This window comes from Moraxella lacunata (assembly GCF_002027545.1).
Classification (GTDB): domain Bacteria; phylum Pseudomonadota; class Gammaproteobacteria; order Pseudomonadales; family Moraxellaceae; genus Moraxella; species Moraxella lacunata.
The window spans coordinates 34,737-57,116 of sequence record NZ_MXAN01000019.1; the positions used below are offsets into that span (position 1 = coordinate 34,737).

The following is a 22,380-nucleotide window of genomic DNA, read 5'->3' on the forward strand; positions in this document are numbered from 1 at the left end:
TGACACAGGGAAAAATCTCAGCTCAAAGAACCTAATAAATCAAATGCGCCGTGTTACCCATTTTAATCCTGACAACAGCATGAAGCAACGCTTAATCAAAAATAAGGGCACGCTGATTTATAACGTGGTGGGTGGCTTTTCCAAAGAGCTGCGCAATGTACGCGTCATCCAAGATGGCAGACAAGTCGATCCTAAGCTGATCGTCGCCATGGTCGGTTATGGCAATACCGTCTTTGCACCTTTTGCCACAATGCAAAAACGTGAGAGCGAATACACCAACGTAATCACTGGTGAACGTACGCGTGGTCTTCGCTACGACTGCAATAGTGTCAGCGGTGTTGCCAGAGATGCATGCCGTCTTGGTGAAAAAGGCTATGGCTATGGCGAGGGCGGCTTTTATTATATCGAGCCGGGCGACCCTAATGAGCAAATTGCCGCAAGCTTCTCTGAATTTGCCAAAAGCTTATCATCCGCTGAGGTCAAGCCAGTATCCACAGGCACCATGGCAATATCTTTGAATGTGCTGTCTGTGGGTAACACCCACGGCTCTGCTTATCTGCCTGTTTTGGACCCCATCCCCAACCAAAAAACCCTTTGGAATGGTAACCTAAAAAAATACAACATCAAAGACACTACCGTATACAGTGCCAATGACAAGCTGGTGGTGGACAGAGCAGGATTTTTTAATGAAGATACTTATGATTTTTGGAACAAAGCAAAGCGAGCTGACAAAGCCAAACCACAAGTAGGCGGTGCTTATGACAATTTACGTAACAGTCCTAATCGTAACCTATACGTCAATACAGGAGACTCACTGACCAAAGTGAGTGCCAACCAAAACATAGCGGTAGGCTTTACCAAAGTGATGAATCAGCTTAACAGAGGCACCGATAAAACAGAAGCATCAAAAGGTTTGGTGAAGTTTTTGGGCTATGATGGCAATGTGGTCAATCCCATCACAGATGGCATGTCTCTGCCTGGCCGCTACAACAAAGACTTAAAAACACTGGGCGGTGTACTACACTCAACACCACAGCTGATTACTTATTCTCAGGACCAAAATTATGTACTCTATGGCTCTATGGATGGGGCATTGCACATGGTAGATGATAAAACAGGTGCTGAGGTGATGACCTTTATCCCCAAAGAGATACTAGACTTACAAGCCCCAGCACTCTCTGGTGGTACTACTCATCTAGATTCAGACAAAGCCAAACTGCCCCATGGTGTGGACGCCCCATGGAATGTATACGCCTCCTATGGTACAGACAGTAATAATAAAGTAACAGCACAAACTGTCATCGCCAGTGGTGGTCTGCGTTTGGGTGGTTCAAGCTACTATGGTCTTAACATTACCAATAAAGAAAATCCAAAGCTGTTATATACCGTTGGCTCTGACTATGCCAATCTAAACGCAGAGGGTAGATTCACAAATTATGGAGCAACCAGTCTCAATGGTAACCGGGCATTTAGCCGTATGGGCATGAGCTGGGGCAAGCCAAGCGTGGGCTTTGTACGCTCTGGTGGCAAAACCGTTGCGGTGGACTTTTTGCCTGGTGGTTATGACATGCGTTATGAAAATCAATATCACCTTCCAACAGAAGGTGCCCAAGGTAATGCCGTCTATATGGTACAGCTTGGCGAAAAAGACAAAGACACCAAGAATGTCAATACCAATAATAGAGGCAAACTACTGTGGTGGGCAAGCCAAACTACAACAAACACAGGCATGAATGCAACAGACTCACGCACTGCCCGTAGCCCACATCTTCAAGAAAGCCATGTCGATGGTCTACATCACAGCGTGGTAACACAGGTGCGTGTCCTTGATCGCAACCTTGATGGACTCACTGACCACATTTATTTTGCAGACTTAGGAGGCAGTGTTTGGCGCGCCGACATCAACAACAGCCTAAACAATGACAACTTTAAGGTTGACCGTGTTGTCAGAGTGTTCAATCTAGGATTAAAAAGAGGCGGCGATGATAAAGCACCAAGAATTTATGAGCGCCCGGTGATAACTTTCACTCGTGAGATTGATGGTAGTATTAATGCCTTGGTAACTGTTGGTACAGGGGACAGAAGCCACCCTGTGAGCAATAAACGCAGCAATCCAGATGGCATTTATACCTTTATTGACAGAGATGTAACACGCTCAGATTTATTTGATTATAGCAAAGATACCAAGGTGTCTGATGATGACATAAAGCTCATGACCACCGATTTAGATGATAGAGATTTGGTACAGATGCAATTTAACGCCAATGATCGCCAAATCAAAACACAAATGAAAGCAAAAGCCAAACAAGGCTGGTTCCTAAACTTTGATAAAGGCGTCAAAATGTTTAACGAACCTGATGCACAAGCTGGCTACTTATTTGTTAGTACCTATGACCCCAGTCAAAACCAAACACCAAAGAATGCTTGTGCTGCATCTGTTATTGGTACAACCAAGCAGACACTGATGTGCTTGCCTTTTGGTAACTGTGCTGCCAACCTAAAAAATCCAAATGACACCATGTGGGGAAGATCTACCACCATAGCAGGGGCGGGAATTGTGGATAATATCGTAACCCAGTCCAAATCTAAAACAGATGGACATCTATTTGGTCTGCTATGCACAGGTGCAGATTGCCCCAAAGAAGTCTTTGAGGATAAAGGTAATAACTCACCAGATGTCAGAAGAATTGGTTTTGACCTAAGAAAAGACTTTGGCCCAAGAAATTGGTGGGAAAAATAACCATGAATAAAATGACGCATGCCAGTGATTTTATCACCTCCAAGATGTCAAGAGATGTTGATAATAATGTTATTGTCAGCCATACCAATATTGGGATGGCAGAGCAAGGCTTTACATTGATTGAACTTATGATTATCTTAATAATCATTGCAATCATTGCAAGCATTGCCCTGCCAAGCTATCAAGCACAAATTCGTAAAAATAAAATAGAACGCACCCAAAGTCAGCTGCTAAACATCGCTTTGACGGCTGACAAATGGCGTGCCAGTCGTTTAACATTCACAGGGTTTGGCTTAGATTTTACAGCAGATCAATATTATCAATACCATCTACAAAATAATGGTCATGAATGGGCGGTGTTGGCAAAACCGATTGATGTCAAAGCAGGCTTACCAGTTATTGGCATCACCAGTTACGGACTCCGTTGTACCGCTAACGTTGCTGTTGCGGTACAATCGCCTGCTGCTTTGCTAAGTGATAAAAACTGTGGCACCGATTCATCAAGTTGGTAATTTAACACAGATTGCTTAAATTGGACATCACGCTAATACATCACATAAAGGTAAAAAATGCCAAAACAATTGTCAAACAATCGCCCCACAAAAAAACCAAAAACACAAACAGGCTTTTCGTTGATTGAACTGATGACCGTTGTGGCAATCATCGGTATTTTGGCGGCGATTGCCTATCCTTCTTATCAAAAATACGTGATTAAAACCAAGCGTACTGAGATGATGAGCAAACTACAAGAATTGGGGCAACAAATAGAATCTGAAAAACTAAAAAATGGCAGTTATAGAAAGATAAATCGCCAAACTTTGGGCTTTGCTAAAAATAATATGCTACTATATCCTGACAGCAACAATCCAACGTATGCCGTAACTTTAACCCCAGACCCATTAACCAGTAATTGGCAATTAACCGCCACGCCAAAAGGTATGATGGAAAAAGCCAAAGATGGGGCATTAACCTTAACTGCCAATGGTAAAATGTGCCATAATAGTGATTGTACTAACTAAATAATTAACAAATGGGGCATTCTGTCGCTTTATTATTTTGGCTCAAAGGGATTGATGACTTAGCAACAACACCCATCAACCATTTTCATGAGCCGTTTTTTGCCAAATTTCTAAATTTATGAACTGATAAGGAAAATATATGGGCGTTATTGTGGGCATTGCTTTGGTGTGGTTCATCATTGAGATGTTGATTTGGTATCTGCTGGCTCAGTTTATGAGTGGTTGGCTTGTTTTTTTGTGGTTTGTCGTGGCGTTTTTTATCGGTCTGACACTCATCAAAAAAGCCGCCAGTACCCTAAATCCCATGGCCAAGCAGATGAAAAGTGGCGTTATCCCCAACCCTGCCAATCAACCGCCAGAGTCTGCCATCACCAAATCGCTTGCGATGGGCATTGCAGGGATTTTATTTGTTCTGCCGGGCATCTTAACTGACATTGGGGCGTTTTTGCTCTTGTTACCCGCCATTCAAAAAGTGCTGACAACCAAAGCCAAAAACTACGCCATGAACAACCAAGACAAAATGATGGCAATGATGGCAAAACAGATGGGGGGTCAAAATCCCTTTGGTGGCATGGGGGGCATGAACCCCAATAACCCATTTGGGCAGAAAAACCCCTTTGGTACTGGCGGTTTTGGGGGCAATTATGGCAACTCTGGCACTACCATTGACGGACAAGCCAAAACAGTTAAAAAATCAGCCAATGATGACTAAGCTAAAATCACAAACAATCGCTCAATAACATTGGGCGATTGTTTGTGATTTTAAGTTGGGGGTCGCTTATAAATATCAATCGGTACTTTATAGGGCTTGCCTGCCATCTCTTGCACCAGTTTCGGCACAAGATAGCCCGATAATTTTTCCAAAAGTTGCCAATAAATCTGTATCGCTCTGTCTATCGGCAAATCAAAATGAGCCGACCCTGCCACTTTGTCCAAAACATGCAAATAATACGGCATCACACCAATACCAAATAAAGCATGACTTAATTGGCACAATGTCTCTACATCATCATTGACCCCTTTTAATAATACGCTTTGATTGAGCAGTACCACACCATGATTGTTTAGGCGTTGGCATTTTTGGGCAAGGGCATCGTCTATCTCATTGGGATGATTGATGTGTAGCACCATGATGATGTTTTTTGGGCAGTTTGCCAATATCTCAATCAGCTCATCATCAACACGATTTGGCAATATCGCAGGCAGTCGGGTGTGAATGCGAATGGTCTTAATATTATCAATATTAGACAATGCCCCAATCCATTCATTAAAACGACGGTTATTGATGTTCAATGGGTCGCCCCCACTTAATAGCACTTCATTGATGTTTTTGTCATTGGCGATGTATTGGCAGATTTGGCGAATGTCTTGGCTGTTTGGCAAGTTCGCCCCATAATCAAAATGCTGACGAAAACAATAACGACAATGCACCGCACACGCCCCTGTTACCGTGATTAAGGCACGGCTTTGGTATTTGTGTAATAAGCCCTTCATTGGGTTGTGGGAATTCTCACCAAGTGGGTCAGCGGTATAGCCTGCCACAGGCAGACTCTCGGCAATGTCAGGCAGGATTTGGCGTAATAATGGGTCGTTTGGGTCGCCCTTTTTCATCTTATTGATAAAGGCGTGTGGCACTCTTAGGGGGAATTTATTTGGGGTGTGTACCTGCTCTGGCAGGGGCAACTCTAACAGCTGATAAAGGCTTGCCACGTCGCTTACGGCATCTGACAGCTCTTTTTGCCAATTTGGCTCATTAAAAAAAATGTCGTTCATTTTTGACAAAACTTAGTAATATTGGGTATAATAGTCGGTTAGGTGTGTCATTATAACGCATTTTGGTTTTTATTTTTAAGGTAATTTTAAGGTAATTTTCATGGCAAGTTTTTCTACCAATGATTTTAAAGCAGGCTTAAAGGTCATGCTAGATGGCAATCCCTGTTCCATCCTAGAAAACGAATACGTCAAACCGGGCAAAGGTCAAGCCTTTAACCGTGTCAAACTTCGCAATCTAAAAACTGGTAAAGTCCTAGAACAAACCTTCAAATCAGGCGACAGCCTAGAAGGGGCGGACGTGGTGGATACTGAGATGGAGTATCTGTACAATGACGGTGAGTTTTGGCATTTTATGCACCCTGAAACCTTTGAGCAAATGCAAGCTGACAAAACGGCGATGGGCGATACAGTGCAATGGCTAAAAGAGAACTCAAATGCTCGTTGCACCATCACCTTGTTTAACGGCTCACCGCTGTCGGTTACTCCGCCGAACTTTGTAGAGCTTGAAATCATTGAGACCGACCCTGGCGTGCGTGGCGATACGTCAGGCGGCGGCGGCAAACCTGCCAAGTTAGAAACAGGGGCAGTGGTACGTGTACCGCTATTTGTCCAACAAAATGAAGTGGTCAAAGTTGATACTCGCACGGGTGAATATCTGTCTCGTGTGTAATGTGTGATATTTGACACAAAAAACAGTCCAAATGGGCTGTTTTTTTTGTTTTTGGATTTTCGTGATGAGCTTTTTATGATAATAAAAACCCAAAAGCAGGACGCTTTTGGGTTTTTGTGATGAACTGATTATTTTTTCAAATCATCGCTATCAAACGTTGATGACACTTCTGTTTTGGTCATCTCATCGGTTGGTAAGATGATTTTGTTGTCGCTTTCGGCTTCTAGCTTGTCTTGCATGCGAGCCAGATAGCGAGCTGCTGCTTCACGACCACCAAGACCAAAGGCAAGGGCAAACGCCACCGCCACAGAGCCGAGCGTTAGACCGAAGGCAAGGTTTACAATACTATCAGCAATACCCATCGCTTTTAGACCCATCGCCAGCACAAGACCGATGATAAGGGTACGCACGATGTTGGCTAGGCATTTTGAGCCTTGCTGTGAACGCTCAACCACACCTGCCACCACGCCAGAGAGCCAAAAACCGATAACCAAGATAACCGCACCTAGGATAATCTGACCGCCAAAGTGGATAAAGCTCGTTACGATATCGCCAATCTGTACAAAACCTAGTACATCAGCCGCTGCCACTGTGGCAAACAACATGGCAAAGAAGATGATACCACCACGCACCAAGCCCGATACTTTTTGCTCACCTAGGGCTTCTTGCACGCCCAGTTTGGCAGGTAATGCGTCCACTTGGGTGTTTTGTAGTAGTCCCTTGATGATGTCGGCAACCATACGCACCACAAAATAGGTAACCACCAAAATCGCCACTGCCGTAAAGACATTTGGCAAGGCAGACATGATTTTGTTAAGCATGTTGGTGGCAGGACGACTGATGGCTTCTACTTTTAGAGCGTCAAGGGCAGCGATGGTAAACGGCACAATGATAAATAAGAACACCAGCGAACCCGCGATGTTTGGCAAGCTGTTTTTCTCGCTGATACCCGCACGAGTGGCTAGGGCTTGAATGTTTAGCGAGCTGACCAAATTGGTTACAATGCCTTTGACAATCTTGGCAACCACAAAACCAATAAAGAAAATCACGCCTGCGGTAAAGATGTTTGGCACAAAGGCGAACATCTTATCAATCATGTTGGTCAGTGGCGTAAACAGTCCGTTTAGCTCCAAACGACCCAGCACCATGGTTAGCACCACCAGCAAAATCAGCCAGTAAACCATGTCAGCGATGGTGCTACTCATGGGTTTGACCGATGCTTCTTGGGCTAATTTCTCATCCAGTGTGGTTTTGGACAGACCTACCAATGTGGCGTTTTTGGCAACAATGGCAATCACCCAACCAATCACACCCACGGCAGCGGCTGCCAGTAGATTTGGCACGAACAGTAATACTTGATTGACCATATTGGCAAACGGTGCTGAGATGGTGGCAAGATTAAGCTGATTGAGAGCTGCCGAGATGGCAATCACAAACACGAACCAAAAGACGATTTTGCCAAGCAGACTATGTAAGTCGTAGTTTTTGCCTGTTTGGGCGTTCATTTTTTGGTTTAGGTTGATTTTGGTTAAGGCTTTTTTGGTCAAAGAGCCAAAAATTAAGGCGGCAAAATAGCCCACCAAGAAAATCAAAATCGCCCCAATGACCGAGCCTATCGGACTGGTCATGTAATGGTTAAATACCATAAAAGAATTTGGATGCATATACGCTCCTTGACATTAAAACATAAGACAAATAAATACAGATAAATTCTTACAAATCAAATCTGACAAACAATTGTTGCAAAAAATATACCCCAACTGTCATACAATAACATCATAATCGCTTTTGATGACACAAACTTTACAAAAGCCAAGACAAAGTAACAAAACAACACACAAACACCATCAGTTTATCGCAAACGTCCGCTACAATGTTGGTGATATAACCAATAGTTAGCAAAACTTTTTATTCATCCTTTATTTTGATGATTAAAAAACCCAACCTTCAAGCGTGAAAGTTGGGGGTGGAGAAAACACAATATTTTAAAGATCGGTTAGGTCATCAGCCAAATCAGTAAGTGAAGTTCACGCCAACACGGAAATCACGACCTGCCCCAGGTAAAGCGTTTTCAGAAGCATTCTGAGTGTGCGGACGATAGTTTTTATTAAAGACGTTGTTCACTGAGAAATTCACATTCACCTTATCATTGCCATAAGGCTTCCAGTTGGCATAGATGTCGCTGACATTATAGCCTTCACGGTTATAAATGGTCTTACCATCTCTTGATTTGCTAAATTCACCGCTCTTGATTGAAGTGTCTTCGGCACTTACATCTTCAACCAATGTGTGTCTCACACCAAGCTCTACGCTGGGGTTTGGCAGGCGATAGGCGACATCTGCTGTCCAAGTACGACCTGTACGCACGGCATATTCAGGATTGCCTTTAAATTTGACATTGTGCATGGTTGGTTTGCTGTGAGCAACGCCAGCACGCGCACGCCACGCCCCATCAGCATAGCCTACGCCCAGCTCATAGCCGTGGTTGGTCTGATGACCTTGGTTGCCAAGTGTCGGTACTTTAATAGGCTTACCCTTAGCATCTGTTGTGCCATGACGAACTATATCAGCGGTAGCTCTGGCATTATCCACACGCTGCCAAAAATAGCTACCAAAGGCGGTATATGGTCCATTATTATAGTTAAAACCAATCTCAGTATTGCGTGCCTTTTCTGCTTTTGCATTGTCATCAATACTGATCACACCACCACGATAACCACGACTTAAAATGGCATCAGCAAAGCGTGGGCTACGAGTGGCATAGATTAGGTTACCGCTGACGCTTAGGTTAGGATTGACATCATAAATCACCCCAAAGCTTGGGTTGATGTCGGTTTGTTCAACCTTTTTACCGTCCATGGCTTTAAAGTTAAAACGGTCAACACGCACGCCTGTATTGATGGTAAAGTCATTGATATGGTTAACCGCTTCTAGATAAATGCCAGCATCGGTTTTTTCTTGATGCACCACACCAGTGTTTAAACTTCTGGGCGGTACGGCTTCTTGATGGCGATAGTTGATACCGTATTTTAATAAAGTATGGTCAACACCAAAGCCTTTTAATGGACTGTGGTTGAACTCGGTGTCAAAGTTTAGATTTGCCCCTGTGGCTACCACATGCATGTTTGATGGTGTATCAGCTAATTTTTTATCATTCTTTTCAGGAGAATCGTTCGTGACATAAGTATTGCCCAAATCACTTTGGGAATCACGACCATGCTCTAAGCGATAGACATTGGCAGTAACTTCACTTGCAAAGCCAAGGTTTTTACCTGTCCATTCAAGGTTGGTTAATTTTTGATAAGTATCACGCTGATGTGGCGCTTGGATTTTAGGATCAAAGTTAACAAACTCTTCACGCACTGGGCGTACACCTTTATGGCTTTCTTGTAAGTGGCTTAAAGATAATCTGTGATCACCTAAGTTAACACCTGCTTTGGCTAAGTAGCTTTTTTTATCCAAAGCACTGTATTGAATCTCTCTGCCTGAGCCATCTTTATAGTTGCTGTCATTGACAACATTGGCAGAGACAACAAAATCAAAGTTATCTGTTTTACCAAAGGCACTGGCACCATAGCCATGACCTTTATTGCTGCTGTAATCTGCCTTAACTTTTGCCCCAAAATTTGGGTTACTGCTATTGGCTAACAAATCATTGGCGTCTAAGGTTTTGGTAACAATCGCACCGTTAGTTGCCCCAATGCCTGCACTGGCAAAGCCTGCCCCTTTTTGTACCGAAACGACTTTGACCATCTGGGGGTCTAGCATAAAGCGACCTTGGTGATAGTGTAATTGACCATCTTGATAAGCGTTGTCAATTTTTAGGTCGATGGCATTATGACCCATGCCACGAATGCTGACAAATTGAGAAGTACCATTACCACCGCCAAAACCGATGGCAGGTTCATCTTGCAACAGACCACGCAAATCTGTGGCAGTGCTTTCGTCTTTTTCTCGTAAGGTAACAACATTGGTTTTAATTTTCGCACCTTGGCGGTCAGTGCTAATCACCTCGTGTTCTAGGCGAACCGTCGGCTCCACGTTCGTGGTATCTGCCATGGCAACGGTCGCTGTCATCGTGCCAATGACGGCAAAGGTCAAATGGCGTAGTGCAAAGGTCTTTTGTGTCATAAAATCACCATAAGTATCAAAAAGGAGTGAGACTCACATCGTACATCAGTGTGTGAGCATCAGCGTTGGTAAGAGACTGGTAATAATATTAACACGATTATTTTAAAAAGTAAATAATATTTCTTATTATTTGTAAAATTAATATCTTTTGGGAAAAATACCTTTTTAGGATAAGATGATAAATAAAAAAGGCTTACATATAGCAAGCCTTATTATTTGATTAATTATTTTAATGATAAATCAATTTTTAATTAAAATAATCAATTCATTTTAAAAAAATGTTTGGACAGTCCGTCCTACCAGCTCACGCCCCAAAAATGGTGTGTTTTTGCCTGCTGATAGCATGGTGTCTTTGCTCACCATCCAAGACTGATTGGGGTCAATCAGCACCGCCCCGCCAATGGTTTCATAATCTGTAATCCCTGCGATTTTGGCAGGGTTGGTGCAGATTTTCTCCACAAGCTGTTCGGCGGTCAAAATACCGTCCGCCACAAGTTTACAACCCAATGACACAAAGGTATCAAAGTTGCTAATCCCTGCCGTACTCTCAGCAAAGGGGGCTTGTTTGCTACTGCTTGAAAGTGGCTCATGGTGCGAGCAAATGGCGTCAATCGTGCCGTCTTGTAGTCCCTTGATCAGGGCTTGTTGGTCAGTGTTGGAGCGAAGTGGCGGTAATACAAAGGCGTGGGCGTTATAGCCTTCAATGTCATCATCGGTCAAGTGCAACTGGTGCATGGCGACATCGCAGGTAATCGGCAAGCCCTTTTGTTTTGCCCAGCGAATGAGCTCCACAGACGTACGACAGGTGATTTGGCTAAAATGAGCAGACAGCCCCGTCTCTTCTACCATAAGGATTTGCTTGGATAAGGCAATGGTCTCGGCAAGCCACGGAATGCCCTGCAAGCCATGAAAAGACGCAATGTAGCCGTCATGAGCCACGCCCCCTGCCGACAGGCTTGGCTCGTCAGGATAAAAAAACACTTTTAAATCAAAGGTGGACGCATATTCTAGCGTGCGGAGCATGACTAGGTCATTTTCAAAGCCTTTGGCACAATTGGTTACGCCAATCGCTCCGCCTTGTTTTAGCCCTGCAAGGTTGGCAGGTTGCTTGCCGTCAAGCCCTGCGGTCAATGCCCCCAAAATGTGCAGATGAATGCCCCCGTCCGCCCATGCTTTTTGCTTTAAGCCCTTTAACAGTGAGCCGTTTTCTAGCACAGGGCTAGTGTCGGGTGGTAAGACAACGTGCAAAATGCCATTCATGCGAGCGGTCTTACCCTCGCTTGCTAGCGTGCCATGCGACTGATGCCCTGGTTCACGCAAACGTCCGCACAAATCCACGATAGGCGGTATCAGCCATTTGCCGTCCGTCTTAACATCATCTAAGTTTGGCATTTGCCAAGTGGGGGGAAGTAGGTTTTTCATGGGTTTTCCTATTTTAATTCACTGTCATTTTCTTTAATTAGACTTACTTTAACTCACACGCTTTACTAATGCCTTTTGTGCAAGCCTTTTTATAATAGACTTCTTTCCAAACCCTGATTTTTATGGATTTTTAAAAACTTCAACCCCAATACTTATAAGGGTTTATTTTTAGTTTGGAAAGAGATTTAACACATTTTGGCTTGATTGATGTCTTTTTTAACGCCCAAACCGTATTCGTACATCGCCCCCACCTGATAATAAGAACGACTGGCATGGCTCATAACTGGCATATTGATATCTAGTTGGTAATAATACATCGCTTTATCATAATCTTCTAATTCATTATAGATATCGCCAAGCCACAAATAATCACCACTTAACGCAAATCTTGCCTCTTGAACCTCAGCACTTGTATCACTCTCGTCCTTCTTAACTATGATTTTTTGATTTTGTTTAATGGAAATCTGATACCATTCAATGGCTTTTTGTAAATCACGATTACCATCTGGGTCTTTACGATACAAATCAGCAATCAAACCACTTGCCTTATTATCTCCCTGTTTATAGGCTTTGGTTGTCCAATCTAAGGCTTTTTGAAAGTCTCTTTTACCGCAATAACATACGCCATCATCTAATTGTCTTCGCCCATGATAATAATTAGCAAGCCACAATTGGGCAAATGTCTCGTTATCATTCGCCATTTTTAAATAATAGTCATAAGCCTTTTTTTCATCTCTTTTAAAGCCATCAATCCAACCTGTCTCATAAGCACTTGCCAATCGATAAAACACCACAGAACCTGCTTTTTTGGCAAGTTGGTCTGTCCAATAAACTGCCTTTTCTTCATTAAATCTCTTTCCAAACTAAAAANNTTGAGGTTTTTAAAAATCCACAAAAATCGGGGTTTGGAAAGAAGTCTATTAGCTCCATATAAATAAAATTCTGCTAATTCGCCCATGGCTTCAATATCGCCTTTTTCTGCCTTGATTTTTAAGGCATTTAATTCTTTCTGAACTTCTTGCTGTTCATCTGTTAATAGCTGATGACCATTGAATGCCGTAATTTCAAATACCGCAGAATTATCAGCATCAAGGCTAAGATTTTTTTCACGCCACAAGCCCCCGAACCAATTCCTGCCCACGCATTGCCATTGCCATGACCGCCATACGCACCGCAATGCCGTTATTGACCTGCTTTAAAATCACCGATTGACTGCCGTCCGCCACGCCAGACGCTATCTCCACGCCACGATTCATGGGGCCTGGGTGCATGACTAACGCATTTGGTTTGGCAAGTTTTACACGAGCCTCGGTAATGCCATACATCTTAAAATATTCAGACGTGGACGGCAACAGGGGCGAGCCGATACGCTCATTTTGGATACGCAAACCGATAATCACATCAGCGTCCGCCACGCCCTTATCAATGTTGTCAAATACCGAGACGTTATACCGCTCAATGCCTTTTGGCAACAAGGTCTTAGGGGCAATCACACGAATATCACACACCCCCAAAGTCGTCAATGCCGAGATGTCCGAGCGAGCCACACGACTGTGCTTAATGTCGCCAACAATCGCCACAGATAGCTCATCAAAAGGCTTGTCCGCCTCACGGTAAATCGTGAGCATATCCAGCATGGCTTGGGTGGGATGGGCGTGCCAGCCGTCCCCTGCATTGATGATTGCCACATTTGGGGTAACTTCGGTCGCCATAAAATGAGCTGCCCCACTGGATGAATGACGCACCACAAACATATCGGCACTCATCGCCTCCAAGTTCCAAAGCGTATCACGCAACGTCTCGCCCTTGTTAGTGCTTGACCTTGCAATATCAAGGTTTAGCACGTTCGCCCCAAGGCGTTTTTGAGCTGCCTCAAAGGTCGTGCGGGTGCGGGTGGAGTTTTCAAAAAACAGATTCATCACCGTCTTGCCCGACAGCTCATCGGTGTTAATGAGCCGTCCATTATCATCAAAATAGCTCATCGCTTTATCAATAATCCCTTCAAGCTGTGGGCGTGTCAGCCCCTCCACGCCGATAAAATGGCGAATATTGGTGTCATCATTGGGGGTAAGCTGTGGGCGGGCAAGGGTTTGGTTTAGGCGGGCGGTAATGTCAGTCATGGGTTTTTCCTTCGGTGTGCGGTTGTACTGTGGCAAATTAAAAACAAATTAAGCCATTTTAGCAAACTTTGGCGGATTTGGGAATGGTTCTTGATGATATTTTTGGGTGCAAATCAAGCAACAAAAAGGCGGGAGCGGCTAAACACACAGAGATGGGGTGTTGGTTTGGATGGTTTTTTAGTCATTTAAATGGCAAACTTCATTTCACAATTTAACGTTGCCGATGAATGTTGCCAAATTTGTTGTTCGTCATTAAAAATACGAAAGGTTTCTAGGTGTTGCATGGGGTTTTTCCAAATTAACCATTTAATTACTTATATTTAATCAACTACTTAATAATTTTCTAAATGTCAAACTCATTCTGGGTGTTGTGGTATTATCCATAGGAATGGCGTGCAACCAATCTTCTTGCACTTTATCGTCCATATACAGCAAACTGCCTTTTGTTAATAAATAACGGTATTCATTGTTTTTATTTGTTTTTTGACGATAAACAATTTCTCGTTCCGCCCCAAGACTGATGATAACCACGCCTGTATTTTCATACATTTGGCTTATATCATCAGAATGAAACCCCATTTTATTCTGCCCATTTTTATAATAATTGATTAAACAATTATTGGGTAAAAAGCCAAATTTATCCGCTATTTGTTCAATAATGGGTAATGACCAATCAGGCATGGTTGTTTTTGGATAGGATAAATTGGAATATTCATAAGCCACGCCAAAACTTGCCGTTTTTCGCACCGACAGACGATTATCCCAATTGGTTGTATTTTCAATCAATTCAAATAAATCTTGGGGATTGGCAATAAAATTTGGCATAAATGTAATATTGGGTTCATTAAGGGCATTCATATTAACACCTAAAATAATTTATAAATAAATTTATTATACCACACCCCAAAAAAATCACTCTCTTCTTAATGCCTTATTTTCCCACCAATTATCATTCACAAAACCGTCCGTATATTTCTCGCCCATTTTTGGCACGTCAATGGCAAGGTTATGTTCTTTGGCACTTTTGACCGCATTATCAATGGATTCATACCACGGATTTCGCCCCAAACTGAACACGCCCCAGTGCATTGGCACCATTTTTTTGGCATTTAAATCAAGGCTTGCCCGCACCGATTGATGAGCAAACATATGCGTTTTTGGCCAGCCTGCGTTGGCGGTCAATCTCCATAAAGGCGATGTCAAATTCGCCATATTTTTTGCCAATGTCGGAAAAATGCTCGGCATAACCCGTGTCGCCACTCCAATACAGCCGTTTGCTCCCTTCAAAGACAAAAGACGCCCACAATGTTTTGTTGTGGTCATTCGTCCAGCGTGATGAGTAGTGCTGAGTCGGCTCGGCGGTGAGTTTGATTTTGCCAATTTGCGTGCTGTCGCCCCAACCCAGTTCGGTGATTTTTTCAGACGGCACTCCCCAAGATTCTAGCCTTGCCCCCACGCCAAGCGGTACGACAAACCGCTCTGCCTTATCCGCCAAATGGCGAATGGTTGTGGCTTCCAAATGGTCATAATGGTCGTGGGTAATCAGCACAACGTCAATGGCAGGCAGGTTTTGGCGTGTGATTGGGGCTTCTTGAAAGCGTGGGGCGATGAGCGGTAGATTTAAGGGGTTGGCGTTGTCAAACACAGGGTCGGTCAAAAAGCGTACGCCGTCCAGCTCCAAAATGGCGGACGCATGACCGAGCCAATAATAGGTGAAGTTTTCAGGCTGGCCAAAAGTCGCCTGATTTAAATCCACCATAGGCAAACGAGCCTTTGGCGTGTAACCGTCAAACCGCACAAAACCGCCTTGCCCTGTGGCTTTGTCGGGATAATAGGGCAAATCGGTGGTATAAAGGTTCACAAATTGCCCGTTTTTGTAATAGGGCAAATGAGCAAAACGGCTCTCATCGGGCAATCCGCCCAAATTGCGATAGAGCATCACGCCCAAAATGGCGATGATAAGCGTGAGTACACCCAAAGTGATTAGGGTGAATTTAAGCAGGCGTTTAAAATGGGGTGTTTAACAGTCGGTTTCATCGGTTTGGCAAATAAAATAAACCATTAGGGAATGGACTGTCCTAATGGTTTGGTTTGAAAACGGATATTAGACCTCTTTCCAANNTTGAGGTTTTTAAAAATCCACAAAAATCGGGGTTTGGAAAGAAGTCTAATAGAAAAATCATCAGGCACATTCATACCCATACCGCCAAGCAGCTTGCCCAAACTAAAATTTTGACACACAGGGTCTGCTTTGACCATTTGGCTTAAGTTTGCCACATCAGAGACGGCATAAAACGGCACACTCGCCTTTAAATGCTTGCCTTGCGTTACCGACAGCCACTGTGCTAAATGCCCACCAGCACTCTCGCCCATTACTGCAAGGCGACTCGTGTCTATGCCGTATTTTTGACCATTTTTTAAAATAAATTCAAAGGCTTTTGTTACATCATCGGTTTGGGCAGGCATTGGATAATCAGGGGCAAAACGATAATCCACCGACACCACCGCATAGCCATTATCCAAAAGACGGGCAATCATTTTATCCACACCCATTTTTGAGCTTGCCACTTCAATTTTATCACCCCCAATCCAACCGCCACCGTGAATATAAACGACCGTTGGGGCATGGATTGTCTGATTGTTAGGCAAATAAATGTCCATTTTTTGGCGTTCGTCCACCGTATCATAGGCGATATTGGCAAATTGGGCGGTTTGTGTGCGTGGCAAAGCACGCAAGTTTTGGCTCATTTGGTTTGCCATGTGTTTGATGACTTGTGGTGAAAGACTTGCGTTTGGCGTTTTGTCATTTGGTGTGCTTTGGCAAGCGGTGAGAGCTAATGTTAGGCTAACTGCTAAAAATACTTGTTTTAACATGGTTAAATACTCTTAAAAATGAATAAGCCATTATAAAAAATACCGCCATGCTTTGCTTGCTCAATTCTGTATAATACTTGCCTAATTGTCCGTTTTTTATGTTTTATGTTTTGTCAAAATACACTTGGCATTGTCAAAAAATTTAGCACACCCACCATAGCAAGCCCCAGTCATTTGCAGGGATTTTGGCTAAATCATGCCGTCCAAAACCAATCTTATGACGGCAAAATTTTGTTTAGTAATGTCGGTTTTTGTTTGAGTGGTCAAGTCAAACTTAGCACCAACAATACATCACACCTGATAAGTGCTGGCGATATGATTTTTACACCAATCAACTTACCCGTTGTTGCCAACGTCCCACAAAACAAGCATAACGATGAAGTTTTGGCGTTAATGTTAGCACTTGATGAGACAGACATCGCCCGTGTGTCAGCCCACACCAGTCCTACCTCAAAATCCGATGAATACATTGCTTTGATTGATGATAACATTGCCGATTGCTTGTACCGTATTATCCACCTACTCTCCCAAGACAACGCACAGTTTTTAGCAAACATCTATCGTGATGAGTTGTTATATCTTTTGCTTAATTCTGCACTGGGTAGCAACATCAAACAGCTTGCCAATCCCAACAGCCCCCTTGTCAAAATCAAACAGGCTTGCCAATGGATACAGTTGCATTTTGACCAACCCTTTAAAGTGGCAGATTTGGCAAAACAAGTGCATTGGGGCGAAACGCAGTTTTATCGCCATTTTAGGCACATCACAGGTCTAACGCCCATTGGCTATCAAAAAGCAATCCGCCTAAATCACGCCAAATCACTCATTTTAAAAGAAAATTTATCCATATCCGAAGCAGGTTATCAAGTTGGCTATGAAAGTATCAGTCAGTTTAGCCGTGAGTATAAGCGAGCCTTTGGGGTAAGCCCAAGCACACAAAAAGCGTAAAATGACTTTGGCATAAAAAACACCGCCCAAAAGCGATGTTTTAAAACTTAGCGACACTTAACTGCCAGCTTCACTCATCACCCGCTCCAACTCCCCCACAAAAGCACGCATTTCACTCACAAATTTATCCCCCCGTTTTGCCCCAAACTTGGCAACGGCACGGTTTTCTATCTCATCAAGCTCGCCAATGATTGACAAGGCATAGGCACGCCCATGTTCAGTCAAATACAGCACCTTTTCTCGCCCGTCTGTGGCACTATCAAACGCCAAAAGCCCGTCCTTATGGAGCTTTTGGCAAGTGGCGGATATGGTCTGCTTAGGCAGAGCCCATTCGGTGCAAATATCTTTTTGGGTGTGGGCGGTGTTTTTGGTCAAGGCGTGTAGCACGGCAAGCGTGGCATAATTTAGCCCCCTGCTCTTTGCCCACGCCCCATACAGCCCAAAGACGTGGCTTGCGGTTTGTCCAAAATAATCAAATGAATTCATGGTGCTTTTTTCCGATAAATTTTAGGCGGATATTGTCATAAATCCAGTTAAAAATCAAGGCATAAACCGTAATGGCAACAGTCAATCCCACGTCCGCCAAAAACGCCTGCCACAGCGTCAAGCCCAAAAGATAAGCAATACAAGCCCAAAAGATAAGCAATAACAGGAATGGTAAAAGCGAGCAAACCCGTCTCAAAGGCAACCGTATGAAACACACGCAGTCCAAAACCCCGAGTCTCACGGGGTGCGGTAAACACCTTGTCAAAACCATAATTAAACACAAAATTCCACACAGTCGCCATAACCGCCATGACCACACTCACGCCAATCGCCGAACCTGCCTGCACGTCCGAAAAGGCAAGCACCAACACCGTTGCCAACGTGATTGCCCCCAGTTCAAATAAGATAGAATGCAAAACACGCTCTTTTAGGGTCATTGGAGTAGATTGAATTTGGCTCATAATTTACCTATAATTAGTCTATAACAGGACTAATTATAGTCTATATATGGACTATTTGCAAATCTTTTTAAATTTTCAAAAACCATTTATAAAACTTGACAACTTCATTCAATATATTGATATTTAACATTATTTTATTAAAAATTATAAAAATATAGTCCATACATAGACCTTTTAGCAAGTTTTCTTATACAAAAATTTACCATTTTTAATTTATATTTTTGGAGTAATAAAAGAATAATAATATCTCAACATTTACAATCCCTTTTCATTCTTTTTTATCATCAGGTTTTTTTATGAAAACAATCACCCTACTAGGTATCGCCATGACCGCCCTAACCTTAACCGCTTGCACCACAACCACCCAAAGCCCTGCTGTCGGCATGGCAAATCCTGCGTCCGAATTTTGTGCCAAACAAGGTGGAAAAACCGAAATCCGCAAAAATGCAGACGGTTCAGAATATGGCGTATGCCATTTGCCAAATGGTCAAGTGGTAGAAGAGTGGGAATTTTTCCGCCAACATCAAAAGTGATTTTTTGATTTTAAAAAAAACACCGTCCAAATGGGCGGTGTTTTTCATCGCTTATTTTTTCAACCATTTTACCCCAAATACCTGCACCACAAGTGCCACCATGACCACCAAAGACCCTGTCCAATGCCAAGCATTTAAAGGCTCATTTAACACCAAATACGCCACCATTAAGGCAATCACAGGCACAAACAGGGCAAGCGGTGTGATTTTACCAGCAGGGTAACGAGACAGCAGACTGCCCCAACCTGCATACCCTGCCAATCCTGCCATATACGCCAAAAACAGCACGTCCACCCAACCACGCTAAGTCATGCCGATGATTTGTTCTGCCACGCCATTTATGCCATAAAGCCCCCAAGCGGTCAAACCAAACAACAAAACCGTAACCACATTGCCCCATACCACAAGCGATAAGGCGTTCACCGAACCGATTTTTTTGACCAATGTATTGCCAATCGCCCATACCAAAGCGGCAGCAAGCATCAAGGCAGCGCCAAGCATCGGCAGTTGCCCCTGATACTGCCCCACACCCACCAAGCCCAAGCCCAAACCTGCCAAGCTCATTGCTATAAGATGATTGGCTTTTAGGGGTTCACGCCAAAACACACAAGCAATGATGACCGTAAAAAATACCTGTGCCTGATGAATGAGAGCAGCAAGCCCTGTTGGCATTCCCACAGAAATTGCCGAAAACAATAAGGCAAACTGCCCAAAGCTCATCGTTAGACCATATAAAGCCAGCCAATGCCATTTGACGGCAGGTTTTTTGATAATAGACTTCTTTCCAAACCCTGATTTTTATGGATTTTTAAAAACTTCAACCCCAATACTTATAAGGGTTTATTTTTAGTTTGGAAAGAGATTTAATAAAAATCGCAGGCAATAACAAAAAGACAAAACGCAAAAAGCCCAAAACCATTGGGGAGACTTCATTTAAGACAAGTTTGATAAAATAAAAATTAATCCCCCATAAAAAAATGACCGCACCTGCCAAAAGCGTGTCTTTTTTGTTCATTTCATTCATTGTTATGCCTTGACGCATTGATTAAAAGTTGGTATTTTAGCAGTTTTAATGGTTATGAACTAGATTTTCATTTACCAAAAAAGGTAATATTCAAAACCAAAAACACCGCCCATTTGGACGGTGTTTTCTCGTTTAATCTTTCTTTTTGGTAGAAAAATTAAATATCCGATAAATGGGGCAAAAGTTGATAAATGCCGTCAAGACAAACACCGCCCCAATATAGCCCCACACCCCAATCACGCCCATGACCGCCAAAGCCACAAGCAACGCCCCAACCACCAAGCGTAAGATACGGTCAATGCTGTGTAGATTACTTTTCATGATTTTCTCCTAAATGATTTTGGACAAAACAATTGATAAATTAAGACGACACACGATTATAAGGCAACAAGGCAAGCACTCTTGCCATACCACAAAAGCCCGTAACCCCTGCAAATAGTAGCCCTGCCCCGACAAATCCACTCACGCCATAAAACACAGGCGACACAAGCGAGCCTAGCACCACACCAAACAGTATCAGCACCCCTGCCACGATTTGCACTTGCCTTATAAGACTAATGGGCTGTGTGCGGTCAATGACAGTTGGTAGCCCTGCCTTTTGCCACGCCTGCAAACCGCCGTCCATGATATAAGCGGTGCAATTTGACGTATAAGCGGTGATTTTGTCGGCATTTTGGGCGGTTCTCATGCCTGATAGACAGTGAAAAATCACGATATTTTCGCCATTTTCGCCATTTTGACCGCCTTGTGGATTGGCATTGTTGGCGACTTGGTTGGCGATACTGTCTTTATCAAGGCTGTCAATCGGCACGCACACCGCCCCACCAATGTGCATTCGGGCAAATTCATCAGGCGAGCGAATGTCAATGAGTGTCGCCCCCTTGGCGAGTTTTTGGGCGACTTCGTTTGGGCTGATTGTTTGGGGTTTGGGCATGGTTTTTGCTCCTTAGGGACAAAAAATTTCCTTTAAAACCATGATGATACGAGCAACCCTGTCATCACAAATCCGATAATACAAGGTCTGAGACTGCCTGCGATAACTTACCAGTCCTTCATCTCGCATTTTTGCCAAATGCTGGGAGAGTGCCGACTGACTAAGCGTGGTCATCGCATTGATTTGTCCGACACTCATCTCGCCATGCTCTATCAGCAGGCACAGGATTTGCAGGCGGTTTTCGTTTGCCAAAATGCGTAAAAAGTCGCTCGCTTGTTTGGCTTGCTCGGGGAATGTTGCATTGGATACAGTATCATTCATAGTTTAGATTTCTCTAATTTAGTTAATTCTAATATAAAATTTTGCCAAGGTCAAGCGTGTATTTTAAAATAAGCCGTTATTTTTGCCAATAAAAAACACCGCCCATTTGAGCGATGTTTTCTTTACGCTAATTTTTACAAAGGCTTATGAATCTTAAAGCCACCGTCCACCAAAATCTCAGCCCCTGTGATGAATTTGACTTCATCGCTTGCCAAAAACAGCGTGGTATGTGCCACATCAAGCGGGTTGCCCATGCGTCCAAGCTGATTAAAGCTGGCGATTTCTGCCAATTTTTCATCGCTGGAATACTGCTTTGCCATAGGGGTCAAAATCGGACCGGGCGATACGGAATTGACACGGATATTGTATTTGCCAAGACGTGAAGCCATGGCACGGGTTAAGGCGTCGACCGCCCCTTTGGACGCCGAATACGAAATGCCCGCAATGCCTTCGCCTGCCACGTGTACGCCTAGGGTATTGATATTGACAATCGAGCTGATGTCGTTTTTCTTCATATAAGGCACAACGGCACAAATCCCCAAAATGCCCCTTCGGCATTGACTTTCATCACTTTTTGCCATTCTTCCAAAGACGCATCTTCGTATTTCCAGTCTTTACCGCCAATGGCAGCGTTATTGACCAAAATATCAATTTTGCCGAATTTCGCCACAACTTCTTGGGTAACTTTTGTCCAAGACTGCTCGTCTGCGATGTCGTGGACAATGCCCAACGCCACATCGCCATACTCGCCTTGAATGTCGGCAACCAAATCTTTAATCGCCTGCTCTTGCACATCGGTAATAATCACGGTCGCACCTTCACGGGCAAACACCCGAGCGGTCGTCTCGCCCATGCCACTGGCGGCACCTGTGATAATGGCGACTTTATTGGTTAATCGTTTCATATTCAATCTCCTTAACTAAT

Annotated in this window: 26 protein-coding genes and 2 pseudogenes; 8 read left to right on the top strand and 20 right to left on the bottom strand. The window is 43.6% G+C overall.

All coding sequences use genetic code 11. The features are described from left to right. The first annotated feature begins 79 nt into the window (after window positions 1-79). The 4 genes from B5J94_RS03820 (at window position 80) to B5J94_RS03835 (ending at window position 4,471) form a co-directional block, all read left to right on the top strand. Window positions 80-2,740, top strand: coding sequence for a pilus assembly protein (locus tag B5J94_RS03820; RefSeq protein WP_143821892.1), 2,661 nt, complete (start codon window positions 80-82; stop codon window positions 2,738-2,740). A 2-nt stretch (window positions 2,741-2,742) separates the two neighbouring features. After that, on the top strand, window positions 2,743-3,252 hold the full coding sequence (locus B5J94_RS15090) for a prepilin-type N-terminal cleavage/methylation domain-containing protein (RefSeq protein WP_062498292.1): 510 nt from the start codon (window positions 2,743-2,745) through the stop codon (window positions 3,250-3,252). 57 nt (window positions 3,253-3,309) lie between these two features. Then, window positions 3,310-3,759: a type IV pilin protein gene (locus B5J94_RS14930; protein WP_062498293.1), complete on the top strand. Its 450-nt coding sequence runs from the start codon at window positions 3,310-3,312 to the stop codon at window positions 3,757-3,759. Window positions 3,760-3,898: 139 nt separating this feature from the next. Further along, window positions 3,899-4,471, top strand: a complete 573-nt coding sequence (locus tag B5J94_RS03835; RefSeq protein WP_062498294.1) for an FxsA family protein — start codon at window positions 3,899-3,901, stop codon at window positions 4,469-4,471. A 50-nt stretch (window positions 4,472-4,521) separates the two neighbouring features. Here B5J94_RS03835 and epmB read toward each other — a convergent pair whose 3' ends face one another. Continuing rightward, on the bottom strand, window positions 4,522-5,532 hold the full coding sequence (gene epmB / locus B5J94_RS03840) for an EF-P beta-lysylation protein EpmB (RefSeq protein WP_062498295.1): 1,011 nt from the start codon (window positions 5,530-5,532) through the stop codon (window positions 4,522-4,524). Between the two features lie 100 nt (window positions 5,533-5,632). Here epmB and efp point away from each other — a divergent pair, with 100 nt between their 5' ends. Further along, window positions 5,633-6,202, top strand: a complete 570-nt coding sequence (gene efp / locus B5J94_RS03845) for an elongation factor P (protein ID WP_062498296.1) — start codon at window positions 5,633-5,635, stop codon at window positions 6,200-6,202. 128 nt (window positions 6,203-6,330) lie between these two features. On the opposite strand, the gene B5J94_RS03850 is transcribed toward efp, so the two are convergent. The 8 genes from B5J94_RS03850 to B5J94_RS03885 all read right to left on the bottom strand — a co-directional run bounded on the left by B5J94_RS03850 (window position 6,331) and on the right by B5J94_RS03885 (window position 15,736). Continuing rightward, window positions 6,331-7,866: a mechanosensitive ion channel gene (locus B5J94_RS03850; protein ID WP_062498297.1), complete on the bottom strand. Its 1,536-nt coding sequence runs from the start codon at window positions 7,864-7,866 to the stop codon at window positions 6,331-6,333. Between the two features lie 349 nt (window positions 7,867-8,215). Beyond that, window positions 8,216-10,333, bottom strand: coding sequence for a TonB-dependent receptor domain-containing protein (locus B5J94_RS03855; RefSeq protein WP_228144516.1), 2,118 nt, complete (start codon window positions 10,331-10,333; stop codon window positions 8,216-8,218). 270 nt (window positions 10,334-10,603) lie between these two features. Further along, complete coding sequence (locus B5J94_RS03860) at window positions 10,604-11,755, bottom strand: dihydroorotase (RefSeq protein WP_062498298.1); 1,152 nt, start codon at window positions 11,753-11,755, stop codon at window positions 10,604-10,606. Between the two features lie 185 nt (window positions 11,756-11,940). Next, window positions 11,941-12,549, bottom strand: coding sequence for a tetratricopeptide repeat protein (locus tag B5J94_RS03865; RefSeq protein ID WP_143821893.1), 609 nt, complete (start codon window positions 12,547-12,549; stop codon window positions 11,941-11,943). 312 nt (window positions 12,550-12,861) lie between these two features. Beyond that, window positions 12,862-13,875: an aspartate carbamoyltransferase catalytic subunit gene (locus tag B5J94_RS03875; protein WP_062501358.1), complete on the bottom strand. Its 1,014-nt coding sequence runs from the start codon at window positions 13,873-13,875 to the stop codon at window positions 12,862-12,864. Between the two features lie 324 nt (window positions 13,876-14,199). After that, window positions 14,200-14,733 carry an alpha-ketoglutarate-dependent dioxygenase AlkB gene (locus B5J94_RS03880; protein WP_062501356.1) on the bottom strand — a complete coding sequence of 178 codons (534 nt, stop codon included), beginning with the start codon at window positions 14,731-14,733 and terminating at the stop codon, window positions 14,200-14,202. Between the two features lie 54 nt (window positions 14,734-14,787). Beyond that, window positions 14,788-15,024: an MBL fold metallo-hydrolase gene (locus tag B5J94_RS14440; RefSeq protein ID WP_211271044.1), complete on the bottom strand. Its 237-nt coding sequence runs from the start codon at window positions 15,022-15,024 to the stop codon at window positions 14,788-14,790. Next, complete coding sequence (locus B5J94_RS03885; RefSeq protein ID WP_211271045.1) at window positions 14,990-15,736, bottom strand: MBL fold metallo-hydrolase; 747 nt, start codon at window positions 15,734-15,736, stop codon at window positions 14,990-14,992. Before B5J94_RS03885 ends, B5J94_RS14440 begins: the two co-directional genes overlap by 35 nt. 3 nt (window positions 15,737-15,739) lie before the next feature. Between B5J94_RS03885 and B5J94_RS14935 the strand changes: the two genes are divergently transcribed. Beyond that, a complete protein-coding gene (locus tag B5J94_RS14935) occupies window positions 15,740-15,862 on the top strand; it encodes a hypothetical protein (protein WP_265734260.1) in 123 nt (40 codons plus the stop codon). Window positions 15,863-15,936: 74 nt separating this feature from the next. On the opposite strand, the gene B5J94_RS03890 is transcribed toward B5J94_RS14935, so the two are convergent. Next, window positions 15,937-16,749 (bottom strand): alpha/beta hydrolase, encoded by an 813-nt coding sequence (locus tag B5J94_RS03890; protein ID WP_079363942.1) that lies wholly within the window; start codon window positions 16,747-16,749, stop codon window positions 15,937-15,939. A 105-nt stretch (window positions 16,750-16,854) separates the two neighbouring features. On the opposite strand from B5J94_RS03890, the gene B5J94_RS03895 reads away from it, so the two are divergent. Further along, a complete protein-coding gene (locus tag B5J94_RS03895) occupies window positions 16,855-17,697 on the top strand; it encodes a helix-turn-helix domain-containing protein (RefSeq protein WP_062501224.1) in 843 nt (280 codons plus the stop codon). A gap of 57 nt (window positions 17,698-17,754) precedes the next feature. Here the strand turns inward: B5J94_RS03895 and B5J94_RS03900 are convergent, their stop codons facing one another. The 3 genes and pseudogenes from B5J94_RS03900 to B5J94_RS03905 all read right to left on the bottom strand — a co-directional run. Then, window positions 17,755-18,183, bottom strand: a complete 429-nt coding sequence (locus B5J94_RS03900; protein ID WP_062501222.1) for a MarR family winged helix-turn-helix transcriptional regulator — start codon at window positions 18,181-18,183, stop codon at window positions 17,755-17,757. Then, window positions 18,170-18,424 carry a chlorhexidine efflux transporter gene (locus tag B5J94_RS15125; protein WP_407662468.1) on the bottom strand — a complete coding sequence of 85 codons (255 nt, stop codon included), beginning with the start codon at window positions 18,422-18,424 and terminating at the stop codon, window positions 18,170-18,172. The genes B5J94_RS03900 and B5J94_RS15125 overlap by 14 nt, the downstream gene beginning before the upstream one ends. After that, window positions 18,312-18,644, bottom strand: a pseudogene (locus tag B5J94_RS03905) (PACE efflux transporter); the annotation flags it as partial. The gene B5J94_RS15125 and the pseudogene B5J94_RS03905, both read right to left, overlap by 113 nt. Before the next feature lie 296 nt (window positions 18,645-18,940). Between B5J94_RS03905 and B5J94_RS03910 the strand changes: the two are divergent. After that, window positions 18,941-19,177: a putative hemolysin gene (locus B5J94_RS03910; protein WP_062501220.1), complete on the top strand. Its 237-nt coding sequence runs from the start codon at window positions 18,941-18,943 to the stop codon at window positions 19,175-19,177. A gap of 51 nt (window positions 19,178-19,228) precedes the next feature. Here the strand turns inward: B5J94_RS03910 and B5J94_RS14685 are convergent, their stop codons facing one another. From B5J94_RS14685 to B5J94_RS15130, 7 genes and pseudogenes are all read right to left on the bottom strand, one after another. Beyond that, window positions 19,229-19,471, bottom strand: a complete 243-nt coding sequence (locus tag B5J94_RS14685) for an EamA family transporter (RefSeq protein WP_062501219.1) — start codon at window positions 19,469-19,471, stop codon at window positions 19,229-19,231. A 9-nt stretch (window positions 19,472-19,480) separates the two neighbouring features. Beyond that, the gene (locus B5J94_RS14690; protein WP_079363943.1) at window positions 19,481-19,897 is read right to left on the bottom strand and encodes an EamA family transporter; all 417 of its coding nucleotides are present in this window, start codon (window positions 19,895-19,897) and stop codon (window positions 19,481-19,483) included. Between the two features lie 97 nt (window positions 19,898-19,994). Beyond that, the gene (locus tag B5J94_RS14695; RefSeq protein WP_079363944.1) at window positions 19,995-20,201 is read right to left on the bottom strand and encodes an EamA family transporter; all 207 of its coding nucleotides are present in this window, start codon (window positions 20,199-20,201) and stop codon (window positions 19,995-19,997) included. Between the two features lie 132 nt (window positions 20,202-20,333). Then, window positions 20,334-20,522, bottom strand: coding sequence for a YgaP family membrane protein (locus tag B5J94_RS03930; RefSeq protein WP_062499849.1), 189 nt, complete (start codon window positions 20,520-20,522; stop codon window positions 20,334-20,336). A gap of 40 nt (window positions 20,523-20,562) precedes the next feature. After that, on the bottom strand, window positions 20,563-21,135 hold the full coding sequence (locus tag B5J94_RS03935) for a rhodanese family protein (protein ID WP_062499847.1): 573 nt from the start codon (window positions 21,133-21,135) through the stop codon (window positions 20,563-20,565). Between the two features lie 12 nt (window positions 21,136-21,147). Further along, window positions 21,148-21,456: an ArsR/SmtB family transcription factor gene (locus B5J94_RS03940; protein ID WP_062499845.1), complete on the bottom strand. Its 309-nt coding sequence runs from the start codon at window positions 21,454-21,456 to the stop codon at window positions 21,148-21,150. Between the two features lie 134 nt (window positions 21,457-21,590). Then, window positions 21,591-22,360, bottom strand: a pseudogene (locus tag B5J94_RS15130) (SDR family NAD(P)-dependent oxidoreductase). Window positions 22,361-22,380 lie beyond the last annotated feature (20 nt).